This window comes from Microbacterium schleiferi (genome assembly GCF_020781975.1).
Classification (GTDB): Bacteria; Actinomycetota; Actinomycetes; order Actinomycetales; family Microbacteriaceae; genus Microbacterium.
In genome coordinates this window covers 294,175-306,740 of record NZ_JAJGNI010000001.1, presented here as the reverse complement: position 1 = coordinate 306,740, position 12,566 = coordinate 294,175, and the positions used below count along the sequence as shown (strand labels likewise).

At 66.7% G+C, this 12,566-nt stretch carries 14 protein-coding genes; 5 read left to right on the top strand and 9 right to left on the bottom strand.

The window, feature by feature from the left end; all coding sequences use genetic code 11:
• Positions 1-124: 124 nt before the first annotated feature.
• A complete protein-coding gene (locus LL236_RS01620; RefSeq protein WP_228177044.1) occupies positions 125-1,249 on the bottom strand; it encodes an aminotransferase class V-fold PLP-dependent enzyme in 1,125 nt (374 codons plus the stop codon).
• A gap of 50 nt (positions 1,250-1,299) precedes the next feature.
• A complete protein-coding gene (locus tag LL236_RS01615) occupies positions 1,300-2,088 on the bottom strand; it encodes an isoprenyl transferase (RefSeq protein ID WP_228177043.1) in 789 nt (262 codons plus the stop codon).
• Between the two features lie 167 nt (positions 2,089-2,255).
• On the opposite strand from LL236_RS01615, the gene trhA reads away from it, so the two are divergent.
• The gene (gene trhA, locus LL236_RS01610) at positions 2,256-2,945 is read left to right on the top strand and encodes a PAQR family membrane homeostasis protein TrhA (protein ID WP_228177181.1); all 690 of its coding nucleotides are present in this window, start codon (positions 2,256-2,258) and stop codon (positions 2,943-2,945) included.
• A 24-nt stretch (positions 2,946-2,969) separates the two neighbouring features.
• Here the strand turns inward: trhA and LL236_RS01605 are convergent, their stop codons facing one another.
• Positions 2,970-3,263, bottom strand: a complete 294-nt coding sequence (locus LL236_RS01605) for a hypothetical protein (protein ID WP_228177042.1) — start codon at positions 3,261-3,263, stop codon at positions 2,970-2,972.
• A gap of 68 nt (positions 3,264-3,331) precedes the next feature.
• On the opposite strand from LL236_RS01605, the gene LL236_RS01600 reads away from it, so the two are divergent.
• Entirely contained in the window at positions 3,332-3,751 is a 420-nt protein-coding gene (locus LL236_RS01600) for a DUF4307 domain-containing protein (RefSeq protein ID WP_228177041.1), read from the top strand.
• 79 nt (positions 3,752-3,830) lie between these two features.
• Entirely contained in the window at positions 3,831-4,322 is a 492-nt protein-coding gene (greA, locus tag LL236_RS01595; RefSeq protein ID WP_228177040.1) for a transcription elongation factor GreA, read from the top strand.
• A gap of 7 nt (positions 4,323-4,329) precedes the next feature.
• Here the strand turns inward: greA and ilvA are convergent, their stop codons facing one another.
• Positions 4,330-5,556 carry a threonine ammonia-lyase gene (gene ilvA / locus LL236_RS01590; RefSeq protein WP_228177039.1) on the bottom strand — a complete coding sequence of 409 codons (1,227 nt, stop codon included), beginning with the start codon at positions 5,554-5,556 and terminating at the stop codon, positions 4,330-4,332.
• Positions 5,553-6,746, bottom strand: a complete 1,194-nt coding sequence (locus LL236_RS01585; protein ID WP_228177038.1) for an AI-2E family transporter — start codon at positions 6,744-6,746, stop codon at positions 5,553-5,555. The genes ilvA and LL236_RS01585 overlap by 4 nt, the downstream gene beginning before the upstream one ends.
• A 60-nt stretch (positions 6,747-6,806) precedes the next feature.
• On the opposite strand from LL236_RS01585, the gene LL236_RS01580 reads away from it, so the two are divergent.
• A complete protein-coding gene (locus tag LL236_RS01580; protein ID WP_228177037.1) occupies positions 6,807-7,718 on the top strand; it encodes an Rv0361 family membrane protein in 912 nt (303 codons plus the stop codon).
• 27 nt (positions 7,719-7,745) lie between these two features.
• On the opposite strand, the gene LL236_RS01575 is transcribed toward LL236_RS01580, so the two are convergent.
• The 4 genes from LL236_RS01575 to LL236_RS01560 form a co-directional block, all read right to left on the bottom strand.
• Complete coding sequence (locus LL236_RS01575) at positions 7,746-8,639, bottom strand: M48 family metalloprotease (RefSeq protein ID WP_228177036.1); 894 nt, start codon at positions 8,637-8,639, stop codon at positions 7,746-7,748.
• An 18-nt stretch (positions 8,640-8,657) separates the two neighbouring features.
• Complete coding sequence (locus LL236_RS01570; RefSeq protein WP_228177035.1) at positions 8,658-9,227, bottom strand: LemA family protein; 570 nt, start codon at positions 9,225-9,227, stop codon at positions 8,658-8,660.
• 66 nt (positions 9,228-9,293) lie between these two features.
• Positions 9,294-10,607, bottom strand: coding sequence for a D-arabinono-1,4-lactone oxidase (locus LL236_RS01565; protein WP_228177034.1), 1,314 nt, complete (start codon positions 10,605-10,607; stop codon positions 9,294-9,296).
• Positions 10,604-11,833: an alanine racemase gene (locus LL236_RS01560; RefSeq protein WP_228177033.1), complete on the bottom strand. Its 1,230-nt coding sequence runs from the start codon at positions 11,831-11,833 to the stop codon at positions 10,604-10,606. Before LL236_RS01560 ends, LL236_RS01565 begins: the two co-directional genes overlap by 4 nt.
• Before the next feature lie 98 nt (positions 11,834-11,931).
• On the opposite strand from LL236_RS01560, the gene LL236_RS01555 reads away from it, so the two are divergent.
• The gene (locus LL236_RS01555; protein WP_228177032.1) at positions 11,932-12,453 is read left to right on the top strand and encodes a hypothetical protein; all 522 of its coding nucleotides are present in this window, start codon (positions 11,932-11,934) and stop codon (positions 12,451-12,453) included.
• Positions 12,454-12,566: the final 113 nt, after the last annotated feature.

Below are 12,566 nucleotides of genomic sequence, written 5' to 3'. Positions count from 1 at the left end.
GCGATCCTGACGGCCGACCCGGTCGGGCGCCTTGCCCGACGAGTTGAACGTACGACGGGGATCGGGCGCCGTAGGCATCGACACGCTGTCGACACCGTTACATCGAGGTAAATTCCTCCGAGCCCTACCAGGCTCGGGCTGCCACGTAGGCCGAGAGCGTGGCGGCCAGCAGCGACAGCGATTCGTCATCGGTACCGGCGTGGGCAGAGACGCGGATCGTGCCGCCCCGGGGGGTGATCGTGACTCCCGCATTAGCGAGGGCAGCCGCGAGCGGCCCCGCGTCCTGCGGTTCCGGAGCCAACGTCACGATCCCCGCGCGGCGCTCGGGCTCTCGCGGCGTGATGACGGGGATGGCGTTCTCATCGGCGATCTCGATCACTCGCGTTGCCCGCGCCTCGACGGCTGCGGCGATCGTCGCCACACCGACCTCGTGAATCTCATGGAGTGCGCTACCCAGGCGAGCAGCCGCGAGCGAATCGGCCTTCGAAACGATGAAAGCGCGCGCATCTCGCGACGGCTCAGGCACCTCATCCACGGGCAGTCCATCGGCAACCCCGGCGTAGCCCGAGAGCACCGGGGTCAGCCGATCGACCGCACGCGGGCTGTAGGTGGCGACGCCGGTGCCGCGTCCGGCGCGCAGCCACTTGTATCCGTTGGCACAGACGACATCCGCCGCACCGTAATCGGCGTCTACTATCCCGAGCCCCTGGATCGCGTCGACGATGAGCAGTCGGTCTCCGATCACATCGCGGAGGGCGCTGAGGTCGACGCGATAGCCGGTGCGAAAATCCACGAGGCTCACGGCGACCGCCGTGACCTCATCGGTGAGGGCTTCGCGGACGGCATCCGGGGTCACGAACCCGTTCCCGGGCTCGAGCCACGCCGCTCGCATCGTGCCGAGCGACGCCTCGGCGCGCGCCGCGGCGATCGTCAACGCCGGGTACTCGGCACGAGAGAGCAGAAGCGTGCCGCTGAGGCCGTAGATCGCCTGCTGCAGGCCGTGACTGGTCGAGGGCTGAATGACGATCTGCTCCGCGGGAACACCCAGCACGGAAGCCGCGTGAGAGCGCGACTGGTCGACGTGCTCGTTGACGAGGTCAACGCTCGAGCGGCGGCCCGTTCCGAGGAGCTCGGCATCCGCGTGCACTTCGCTGCGAACAACTGGCGAGAGCGGTCCGAATGCCGCCCAGTCGAGGTAGCCGGGCTCGGAATCGAAGGACTCGATATACGTCGTGATATCACCCGTCACTGTCACATTTTCGCACGCCGGACGAAGGCGTGGGCTGGCGCAGGGGTCCCTCAGCCGCCGAAGCGGCGCTCCCGACTCGCATAATTACGCAGCGCACGAAGGAAGTCCACTTCCCGAAGGTCGGGTCCGAGCGCCTCCATGAAGTAGAACTCGCTGTGTGCGCTCTGCCAGAGCAGGAAGTCGCTGAGCCGTTGCTCTCCGGAGGTTCGGATGACGAGGTCGGGGTCTGCCTGCCCCCCGGTGTACAGGTGTTCACCGATCTGCTCGGGGGTGAGGCTTGCGGCAAGCTCCTCGAGGGACCCGCCGTCCCGATCGTGGGCGGCGATGATGCTGCGGACGGCATCCACGATCTCGGAACGCCCCCCGTAACCGACAGCCAGATTCACGTGAAGGCCGGGGTTGCCAGCTGTCCGATCTTCCGCGGCGCGGAGCACCCTGGTGAGCTCAGGGGGTAGGAGCTCGGCTCGACCCACGTGCTTGACCCGCCAGTCGCGAACCCGCGAGATCTCCTCGGCAAGCTCAGCGATGATCTGAAGCAGGTCGTTCAACTCGGCGGCATCGCGCTTTCGGACATTGTCGGTCGAGAGTAGGTAGAGCGAGACGACCTTGACTCCGAGGTCGTCGCACCACTCCAGGAACTCCCGCATCTTCGCGGCTCCCGCTCGATGACCGTGTGCGGCGGTCTCGTAGCCGAGCTGACGCGCCCAACGCCGATTTCCGTCGATCATCATCGCGATGTGATGCGGCATGTTCTCGGGGGTCAGCTCACGGCGAAGCCGAGCGGTGTAGAGCCGATACAGCGGGCCCTTGCCACGCGCTGTCCCGAGTCCCGATGCCACACGGCCACGTTACTCCTGCCCCCGGCCGGGTACGGCGAGCTGCCACGCGCCGACGCGTGCCCCCGCGGGAATACTCCGGCTCGTAGGCTCGGAGGGTGAGCTCTGGCGTGAACCATCCCACTGATCGCCCGGCCCCCGAGTGGGACGAGTCGGTCGATGGCGCCGAGATGCCTCGGCTGCCGCTGATCGAAGAGGCTGAGTCGGTCACTCCTGAGGAATTGAAGCCCTCGTGGCGTGGCTGGATCCACGCAGCCACCTTCCCCATCGCGATAGCTGCAGGCATCGTCCTGATCGCCCTGTCCCAGGGAGCGGCCGCGAAATGGTCGGCCGCAGTGTTCATGCTGACGTCGCTGTTGCTGTTCGGGAACTCGGCGCTGTACCACCGGTTCCGGTGGAAGCCGAAGACCCGCGCGGTCCTCAAGCGCATCGATCACGCGAACATTCTGCTTCTGATCGCCGGCACCTATACCCCGATCGCAGTGCTCGCGCTACCGACGAGCCAGTCGATCATTCTGCTTTCGCTGGTCTGGGGTGGGGCGATTCTCGGCATCCTGTTCCGCGTGTTCTGGATCGACGCCCCACGCTGGCTGTACGTGGCGCTCTATCTCGTGCTCGGATGGGCTGCGGTCATGTACATCGTGCCGCTGTTCCAGGCCAACGTCGCGATGATGGTTCTGGTCGCGGTAGGCGGCATCCTTTACACCCTCGGTGCCGTCGTGTACGCGCTCAAGCGTCCTAACCCGTGGCCGAACCACTTCGGGTTCCACGAGATCTTCCACGTGTGCACGGTGCTGGCGTTCCTCTGCCACTGGACGGCGTGCCTGCTCATCGGCCTCAGCCCCGCCTATCACGGCTAGGACTGCCGCAGCGGACCCGCGCAGCTAGGACCGCTCGGATCCGTCGACACTGGGAGATGCGTCGCCGTCGGTCTCGTCGGCTTCGGGCGATCGCTCCGCGTCAGCTTCTGCCTTCTCCTCGGCATCCAGTTCTTCGCGGATGTCGGCACGCACCCGGCCACGACGGATGCGGCGCATCATGTCGGTGATGAGCAGGATGACCACGACCGCCAGCAGTGCGATGACCAGAAAGCCCCACGGCCCCGGAGTGACGAGGTCGGGATTGACCGTCTCCGACGGGCTTGGAACCGGGGTCGAGGTCCCCAACAGAATGCGCATCATGTCTCGTTTCGACTGGCCAGCGTCTAGCCTGGAGTTCCAGCCTAACGACTCACGAGACACCCCCGATGACTACCGCACCCCCCGCCGCTGACGACGCGATCCGCGCGAGACTCGACGATCGCTACGGACGACGACGCGGGGGCCCCTCGCGCTGGGTGATCGTCCTCGGTCTCGCGATCGTGGTTGCAGTCATCGGCTGGTTCGGCTGGATGACGGTGGCAACCTCGCTCGAGAGCGTGGATGCCGATACCACCGGGTTCGCTGTGGTCGATGACGGCACCGTAAGCCTGAGCTTCCAGATCACCGCGCCGCTTGAACGCGAAGTCGCGTGCATCCTCGAGGCGCAGGACGAAGAGCATGGAATCGTCGGCTGGCGGGTGCTCGTGATCCCGCCCTCGAGCGAGCACACCCGCGCGTTCGTCGAGACGATCCCGACGACGGCGGCAGCGACGACGGGTTTGATCAACTCGTGCTGGGTGACGTAATCTAGCCAGACCGTAATCAACGACGCCCTGGCGATGCCGGGGCGTCTTGCCATATCGGCGCCGACGAAAGGAGACGCTCGTGTCCAGCGATGCCCCGGTGACCTTCCTGACCCAGGAGGCCTTCGACCGCCTCAACGCGGAGCTCGAGCACCTGTCAACCGTCGGCCGTGAAGAGATCGCCAAGCGCATCGAAGCTGCGCGTGAAGAAGGCGACCTCAAGGAGAACGGCGGCTACCACGCCGCCAAGGACGAGCAGGGCAAGCAGGAGGCTCGCATCCGCACGCTCCAGGCTCTGCTCAAGAATGCCACCGTGGGGGTCGCACCCGAGAGCACGGGCGTCGTGGAGTCCGGCACCGTTGTCACCGCTGTCATCGCCGGTGGAGAAGAGGTTTTCCTCCTCGGTAACCGCGAGATCGGTGCCGGGTCAGAACTCGATGTCTACAGCGAGGCCTCACCGCTCGGCTCCGCCATCCTGGGCCTGAAGGAAGGCGACAAGACCTCATACACTGCGCCCAACGGACGCGAGATCACCGTGGAAATCGTCAAGGTCGAGACCTACGACGGCCAGTAGGTCGGGGTCACTCGGAGGCGACGTGCACGACGAATCCGGCGTTCTCGAGCGTCGCGATCACGTGAGCCTTGTGCTCTTCGCCTCGGGTCTCGACACTGAGCTGCAGAATCACCTCACTGATCTGTAGACCTTGCCCATGGCGGGTGTGCAGGACTTCGATGACGTTGGCGCCGGCGAGCGCCAGCAGCTCTGAGACTCGAGCCAGCTGCCCGGGGCGGTCAGGCAGTGGGATGCGCATTGTCATATAGCGACCGGATGCCGACAGTCCGTGAGCGACGACACGCTGCAGCAGCAGGGGATCGATGTTGCCGCCCGACAGCACGCATGCCGTCGGTCCCTGGGATGCGACCTTACCCGCGAGGATGGCGGCGACACCGACAGCACCCGCGGGCTCCACGACCTGCTTCGCGCGTTCGAGCAACACGAGGAGGGCCCGCGCGATGTCGTCCTCCGACACCGTGACAACCTCGTCCACCAACTGGCTGATGATCTCGAAGGGCAGATCTCCCGGCCGCGCGACAGCGATGCCGTCGGCGATCGTCGCTCGGGTGGCAACCTCCATCGGGCGACCCGCCGCAAGCGAGACCGGATAGGCCGCAGAGTTCTCGGCCTGGACACCAATGACGCGCACGGTGCGGCCGACCGCCGCAGCGCGGGCCTTCACCGCAGCGGCAACACCCGACATCAGTCCCCCGCCGCCGATCCCGATGATGACGGTGTCGAGATCGGGCATGTCATCCATCAGCTCGAGACCGAGGGTGCCCTGGCCGGTGATGATGTCGGGGTGATCAAAGGGGTGGATCAGCACCGCGCCCGTACGTTCAGCGAACTCGGCGGCGAGGCGAAGTGGTGTCTCGACGGTCGCTCCCTCGAGGACGACGTCAGCCCCGTAACCGCGGGTCGCCAGGAGCTTCGGGACCGGCACACCGAGGGGCATGAAGATCGTCGCGGAGATGCCGAGCTCGTGAGCCGCCAGCGCGACGCCCTGTGCGTGATTGCCCGCAGAAGCGGCGACGACTCCACGCGCACGCTCCGACTCCGTGAGGCGGGAGAGCCGGTTGGCCGCGCCGCGAATCTTGAACGAGCCGGTCCGCTGCAGGTTCTCGAGTTTGAGAGCGACGGGAACACCGAGCAGGTCGGTCAGATGCAGGGACTCGTCCATCGGGGTGCGGCGGATGACTCCCGACAGAGTCGCTGCAGCATCCTCGATGTCGGCGAGGGTGGGGATACTCACTTGCCGATTCTCCTCGGACGCGGAACTGTCGACCAAATCAGGTCTGGGGCCTCGGGTTTCGCGCCCGTCTCCCACGCCCTATCACCGAGGTAGACCGCCACCACGTTGACGAACGCCGCAAGCGGCACGGCGAAGAGGGCTCCGGGGATGCCGGCGATGAGCGCCCCACCGGCGACCACGAGCACCACCGCGAGGGGGTGCACCTTGACCGCTGATCCCATGAGGAGCGGCTGGAGGACGTGGCCCTCGAGCTGCTGGACGCCGAGCACGACCACCAGCATCCACAGCGCGATCAATGGCCCGTTGTAGACGAGGGCCAGGAAGACGGCGAGCGCGCCGGTGACGACGGCACCGACGATGGGGATGAAGGAACCGAGGAAGACGAGCACCGCGATGGGAATCGCAAGCGGAACCCCGAGCAGGAAGGCCCCAAGGCCGATGCCGACAGCGTCGATCGTTGCCACGAGCAACTGCGTGCGAGCGTAGTTTGCGACAGTGACCCAGCCTGCGCGGCCGGCCCCGTCGACGGCGGGTCGCGCTGCCCGGGGGAACAGACGCGTCGTCCAGCGCCAGATACCCGCCCCGTCAGCGAGCAGCGTGAGCAGGATGAAGACCGTGAGCAGCGCGCCGGTTGCGACATGCCCGACGGTGGTGCCGATCGCCAGCGCACCCGACCACAGCAGTTCGGCCTGCTGTTGGATGAAGGTCCATGCTTGCGCGAGCAGGTCGTCGATCTGGTCGGCAGTGAGGTGAAGGGGACCGTCGATCAGATATTGACGGAACTGCTGGATCGCCTCGATGGTGCGGGACTGGACCGACGACCACTGCTGTGTGATCTGCCAGATGGCAAGCCACAGCAAGCCGGTGACGATCGCTGCAGTGCCGAGGACCGCGATGGCGATCGCGAGCCACCTCGGGAAACGCAGGCGAAGCATCCCGGTAAACGCCGGCCATACCAGTGCCGTGAGCAGAATCGCGATCAGCAGCGGGATGACCAGCAGCTTGAGCTGGATCACGAGCCAGATTCCGACCCCGACCGCTGCCGCGATCACCAGGAACCGCCACGCGTACGCGGCGGCCAGATGCAGCCCGGGCGGAATGCCGCGCGTCGCCTGAACCGACACGATCCGTCGCCTGTCCCGGATCGCGTCGAAGAACGACCCCGTGGGCTTGTCGTCGGACGTGCTCATCCGTTCAGTCTAGAACTGGCACATGCCGCCAGCCGGATGCGCTGGCGCTAGCGTGGTGGTGTGAAACGTGGCCCCCTTATCGCTGTTGTCGCAGCGGGAGCGGCGCTTCTCGTGCTCGCCGGGGTGGTGCTGTGGCTGGTGTTGCGCCCCTCCGGACCGCAGTCAGCAGCGGAGGACTACCTCGCTGCGCTCAGCCGCGGCGATGCCGCATCGGCGCTCGGGCTCGTGGTCACGGACGGGCTCGATGTGTCCTCCGCCGAGGACGCGTTCGCCGGCGTTTCGGGGACGATCTCGGAAGCCAGGGTGACCGCCATGAACGAGGACGGTGACACGGCGACCGCTGAGATCGCGTACACGCTGGATGCGGCATCCGCCTCGGGTGAGATCACGCTCGTCCGCACCGACGCGGGATGGAAGGTGACCCAGAGCGGGCTCGGCACCCTCACGATCGCTTCGGCGCGCGGCGATGCTGCAGCGATCGGCACCGCGATCGTCGAGGTGGGCGCTCCGCTCCTTCTCCTTCCCGGGCTCTACGACGTGCTTCCCGCGCCGGTCGGCATCCTGACGGGGACTGCGACGGCGGGGGTTACCCCTGGCGGAGCTGCAACAGCCGACCTGCAGCCCGAACTGTCGGACACCGCGCTGGGGACCGCATCTGCGCAGGTGCAGGCCTACATCGACGCGTGCACGGCACCGACGGATGCTGTGCCGGAGGGTTGCGGCATCCGCGTCCCCTGGGCCGCAGATCTCGCGACACTGACCTCACTGGCGTTCCGCGTCGAAACGGCGCCGACCCTCGCCTTCGCCGAGGATCTGTCGAGCTTTGCCGCTACCGGCGGGGTCCTCGTTGCGACGGCAACCGGCACGGCTCGCGACGGCTCAGCGGGGACGTTCACCTACCGCACCGACGATTGGTCGCTGCGCGGCGGCATGGACTTCACCGGTAACCAGTTGGTGCTGTCGGTCGACTGAACACCTCCAGCTGGCGAACCGGAAAGGTCAGAACTGGCCGCCCATCGTGTGCAGCCGTTCGATGCGCGCGGGAATCGGGGGGTGCGTGGCGAACAGGCGCGACATGCCCTTGGCGCTGAGCGGATTCGCGAACCACAGGTGGGCCATCGACGTGTTCTCGCGGCGGAGGGGTTGCGCGTGTGTCTCGAGCTTCGCGAGCGCGGAGGCGAGGCCGTCGGGGTCACGGGTCGTGAGCGCGCCGGTGGCGTCGGCAAGGTACTCGCGCTGACGCGAGATCGCCGCCTGCACGGCGCCTGCCAACAGCGGTGCGACGATCGCTGCCACGATCCCGAAGATGAGGAAAAGTAGCTGCGCCTGGCCGTTATTGCCTCCCGAACGGCGCAGACCACCGAAGAACGCCATCCGCATCAGGATGTCTGCCAGCAGCCCCACCGCCACGACGAGGCCGAACACGATGAGCGAGACCCGGATGTCGTAGTTGCGAATGTGGCCGAGCTCATGTGACAGAACGCCCTCGAGCTCGCGGTCGGTCATGATCTCGAACAGGCCCGTCGTCACGGTGATCGCCGCTTCCTCGGGCTTGCGGCCGGTGGCGAAGGCATTCGGCGCGGCATCCTCGACGACATACAGTCGCGGCATCGGAGTGCCGGTTGTGATGCACAGATTCTCGACGAGCCGGTAATAGCGCGGTGCCTCCTCACGAGACACCTGGATGGCCCCGGCCATCGCGAGGGCCTCGCGGTCTGCCGCGAAGTACTGCACGGTGGCGTAGCCGACGGCGAAGATCAGCACGAAAGCGGTGACCCACCAGTTGTTGCCCATGAGCCATCCGGCCAGCAGCCCGATTGCCCCCAGGCCCAGGACGAACAGGACGAGGATGAACCAGGTATTGCGCTTATTCCGCGCGATGGCGCTGTACATGCGACCTCAGGAGGTCGATCAGAACTGGATGCGCGGCGGTTCGGAGATCGCTGCCCCGTCCACGACCTCGAAGAACTCGCGCTCGCTGAAGCCGAGATTCTTGGCGAAAAGGTTGTTCGGGAAGACCTTGATCTTCGTGTTCAACTCGCGAACGCCACCGTTGTAGAAGCGGCGGGATGCCTGGATCTTGTCTTCGGTGTCGACCAGAGCCTGCTGCAACTGCAGGAAGTTCGTGCTGGCCTGCAGCTGCGGGTAGGCCTCGGCGACGGCGAACAGCGACTTCAGCGCTTGCTGCACGTGCCCCTCGGCGACTCCCGCCTCCGCCGGGCCGGATGCCGACAGCGTCTCGGCGCGCGCCTGGGTGACGTTCTCGAAAACCGCGCGTTCGTGGGCCGCATAGCCCTTGACGGTTTCGATCAGCCCCGGGATCAGGTCTGCTCGTCGTTTGAGCTGGACGGTGATGTCGCTCCATGCCTCGTCGACGCGCACATTGAGCTGCACGAGCGAGTTGTATGTCGCCCAGAAATAGATACCGACAATGACGATGAGCGCCACGACGATCAGAACCGGGATCAGCCACTCCCACATGGCCCCCATCCTAGGGGACTCGCCTGCTCACTGACTGTGAGTGCGTCGGATGCCGCCGCAGCTGGATCAGGCCCCGAGAACCCGCTCCAGGTAGGTGTTCTGGAATGCCCGGCGCGGGTCGAGCCTGTCGCGCAGCGAGAGGAAGTCGTCGAACCGGGGGTAGCGCTCACGCAGCTGATCGGCATCCAACGTGTGCATCTTTCCCCAGTGGGGTCTTCCGCCGTGCGCGAGCATGATCTGCTCGACGGCGGTGAAGTACTCAGTCGGGTCTTCGCGCCAGTACCTGTGGACGGCGATGTAGCCCGAGCCGCGATCATGCGCTGTCGAGAGCCACCGATCGTCGCCGGCGGCGAATCGGACCTCCACCGGGAAGGAGATCCGCCATCCACGAGCGCGGATGAGCGCACGCATTTCGTCGAACGCGGGGCGCACGGCGGCGGCCGGGAGCGCGTACTCCATCTCGCGGAAACGCACGGTGCGGCTCTGGGTGAAGACGCGGTTGGACCGGTCGGTGTAGTCGCGGTTGCCGGTGAGCTTGACCGCGAGCCGAGAGAACGGGGGCACGACAGCCGGAACGCGGGCACCGACACCGCACACCGCTCGGTAGACACCGTTCGCGAGGAGTGTCTCGTCGACCCACTTCCCCACCGGCGGCAAGGGCTTGCGGACGGCGGATTCGGGCAGACGAGTATTGGATTTGGTCAGCGCGACATCCGTGTGCGGGAACCAGTAGTACTCGAAATGGTCGGTGCTCGCGACCCGGTCATCGAGGGAGTCAAGAACGTCGAGGAGCGGCTCCGGGCGCTCAGTAGCTTCGAGCACGAAAGCGGGAACGCACTGGACGGTGACATCGACCAGGATGCCGAGGGCGCCGAGTCCGAGGGCGACGGCGGGAAGGAAGTCGGCGTTCTCGGTGTCGCTCACGCGCAGGATGTCGCCGGTCCCCGTGACGAGTGTGGCACCGACGATCTGGGTGGAGATCCCGCCGAAGGCAGCACCGGTCCCGTGCGTCCCGGTCGAGATGGCTCCCGCGATCGTCTGCCGGTCGATGTCTCCGAGGTTCTGCATCGCCAGGCCGTAGCGCGCGAGGATCCCCGGGATCTGGTGCAGCCTCGTTCCGGCGCGCAGCGTCACGCGGCGCCGTTCGTGATCGATCGACACGAGCCCGGAGAGGTCGGTGAGATCGAGCAGCACGTCGGGTGCGACGGCGATACCGGTGAAGCTGTGCCCGGCACCCACCGCCTTGATGCGCCGGCCTCGGGCTAGGGCTGCCTGCACCGACCGCTGCACGGCATCCGCGGATGCCGGAAACTCGACGCTCTGCGGCCGCACCCGCGCCGAGCGTCCCCAGTTCTGCCACATGCCGCCGGGTCGTGTCACAGGAACGCCTTCCCTTCGCCGCGATACGTCGGAGCCTCGCCGACAACCCTGTCATCATCCACGAGAAGATAGCGCTCGACTCGTTCGGCGAGCTCCCCACTCTTGGCATGCCGGAACCACACCCGGTCTCCGACGCGCAGGCTTCGAGCAGCTTCACCCTGCAGCGGGGTCTGCACCTCGCCTGCTCCTTCACGGGGCAGTGTGCGAAGGCCTGGGGGCCATACCGGCTTCGGTTGGCGCGACGCGACGGGCGGGCCTGACGCGATCCATCCGCCGCCGAGCACCGTCGCGATGTCGGGAGTGGGCTTGCGGACCACTTCGAGCGAGAAAGCCGCAGCGGGTTGGGGCGTGAAGATGCGGTATCCGTCGAACAGGTGACCGGCGAACAGCCCGCTTCCCGCTGTCACCTCCGTGACCGCCTGATCGGATGCGGTGAACTCGAGCGAGCCCGTTCCGCCACCATTGACGAACTCGAGGGGCGCGATGGAGCGCAAGGCCGCCACGATCGCTTCGCGCCGGGCCAGAAGCTCTGCGGAGGAGCGCTGCTGCATCCATCGGATGAGGCCGTCACCGGAGCCGGTGGCATCTCCCTGGCCCGCGATCTGCGCCTCGTACATCATGAGTCCGACGAGTCGGAAGCCATCGCGTCTGGTGATGGCTCTCGCGAGGCTCGCCACCTCCCCCGGCTCGTGCACGGGTGAGCGGCGCACGCCGATGTGGCCGAGCGCGGGGGCGCGCCAGGATGCGTCAGCGTCGATCGCGACGCGGATGGTGGGCCGCGCGCGGGGCGGTACGACGGCGTCAACAACGTCGAGCTGGGCAAGATCATCGACCATGAGGGTGACGCGTGCGCAGGCCTGCTCGTTCTCGGCGAGGGCGGCGATCGCTGCGCGGTCAACGGTCGGATATCCGAGAACGACATCGTCATGAGTTTCGGCGAGCCAGAGCGCTTCGGGCAGCGTGAAGGCCAGGATGCCGGCGTAACCCGGGAGCGCGAGGGTCGCGTCGATCGCTTCTCGCACCCGGACGGATTTGCTCGCGACCCGGATGGGGACGCCCGCAGCGCGCACCGCCATGTCGAGTGCGTTGTGCCGGAGCGCCCCGAGGTGCAGGGTCGCCACGGGGCCGGAAACGTCGGCTATGGCATCCGTTTGCCTGCGCCAATAGGCGGCGGCGTCGTGAGCCGGCTGTTTCGCATCCGCCATGGCCTGAGCAAGCGACACCATGACGGCACTCTACCCGGGCAGGCAGAGCGCTTCCGGTCGCGGCAGGCTCGCGCGCATCCACTCTGGTAGAGCGCAGGTGAGCGGGTTAGGGTGCCGCCATGACAAGACGGGAGAGCCCGACGTTTCGCGTCAGTGTCGCTGCAATCGTTGGGACGATCGCGGTGTTTATCTATGCGGCATTGGCGGCGGTGCAGATCCTGGTGCTGAACCCTCTCGCGTTCGCGCCGGGGAAGCCTCTCAGTCAGATTCATACCGATCTCGCCCAGGCAGGTGAGGCCATCGGCACACCATTAGTCCTGGCGATCCTGGGTCTCGCGCCGGCGCTGGCCGTGCTGCTCATGCTTCTGCTCTCGCGGCAGCCGCCCATCGGTGCCCGCGCTATCGGGATCGGTTATGCCTCACTTCTTGCGTTCGGCGCGCCTGCATACTTCATCGCGTCATTCGGCCCCGGTATGGCGTTGGCAGATACCTACCTCACCTCTGGCGCCGATCATTCGGGCTGGAGCTTTGTGCTGTACGGCGTGAGTGCGGGTGCGATCGTTGTCGCCGCTGTTCTGGCCCTGGTGCCTCAGCGCGGCGCCGGGCGACAACCGCTGAAACAACCGACGCTCGCGGAGTGACCGACGCATCTAGCGGCCACGCCCCGATCGGTCCAGCTGCAGCCATGCGGTTACGGCGGTGCCTGGATTTCGTTCGCGCCGATCCTGATCGTCGGCTCCCGGCGCGTTCAGGC

Bases quoted from the DNA above. Each gene is read 5' to 3' on its own strand.
- trhA (WP_228177181.1), top strand. From the start codon at position 2,256: ATGCCTCGGCTGCCGCTGATCGAAGAGGCTGAGTCGGTCACTCCTGAG.
- LL236_RS01605 (WP_228177042.1), bottom strand. From the start codon at position 3,263: ATGCGCATTCTGTTGGGGACCTCGACCCCGGTTCCAAGCCCGTCGGAG.
- LL236_RS01600 (WP_228177041.1), top strand. From the start codon at position 3,332: ATGACTACCGCACCCCCCGCCGCTGACGACGCGATCCGCGCGAGACTC.
- LL236_RS01585 (WP_228177038.1), bottom strand. From the start codon at position 6,746: ATGAGCACGTCCGACGACAAGCCCACGGGGTCGTTCTTCGACGCGATC.
- LL236_RS01575 (WP_228177036.1), bottom strand. From the start codon at position 8,639: ATGTACAGCGCCATCGCGCGGAATAAGCGCAATACCTGGTTCATCCTC.
- LL236_RS01570 (WP_228177035.1), bottom strand. From the start codon at position 9,227: ATGTGGGAGTGGCTGATCCCGGTTCTGATCGTCGTGGCGCTCATCGTC.
- LL236_RS01560 (WP_228177033.1), bottom strand. From the start codon at position 11,833: ATGGTGTCGCTTGCTCAGGCCATGGCGGATGCGAAACAGCCGGCTCAC.
- LL236_RS01555 (WP_228177032.1), top strand. From the start codon at position 11,932: ATGACAAGACGGGAGAGCCCGACGTTTCGCGTCAGTGTCGCTGCAATC.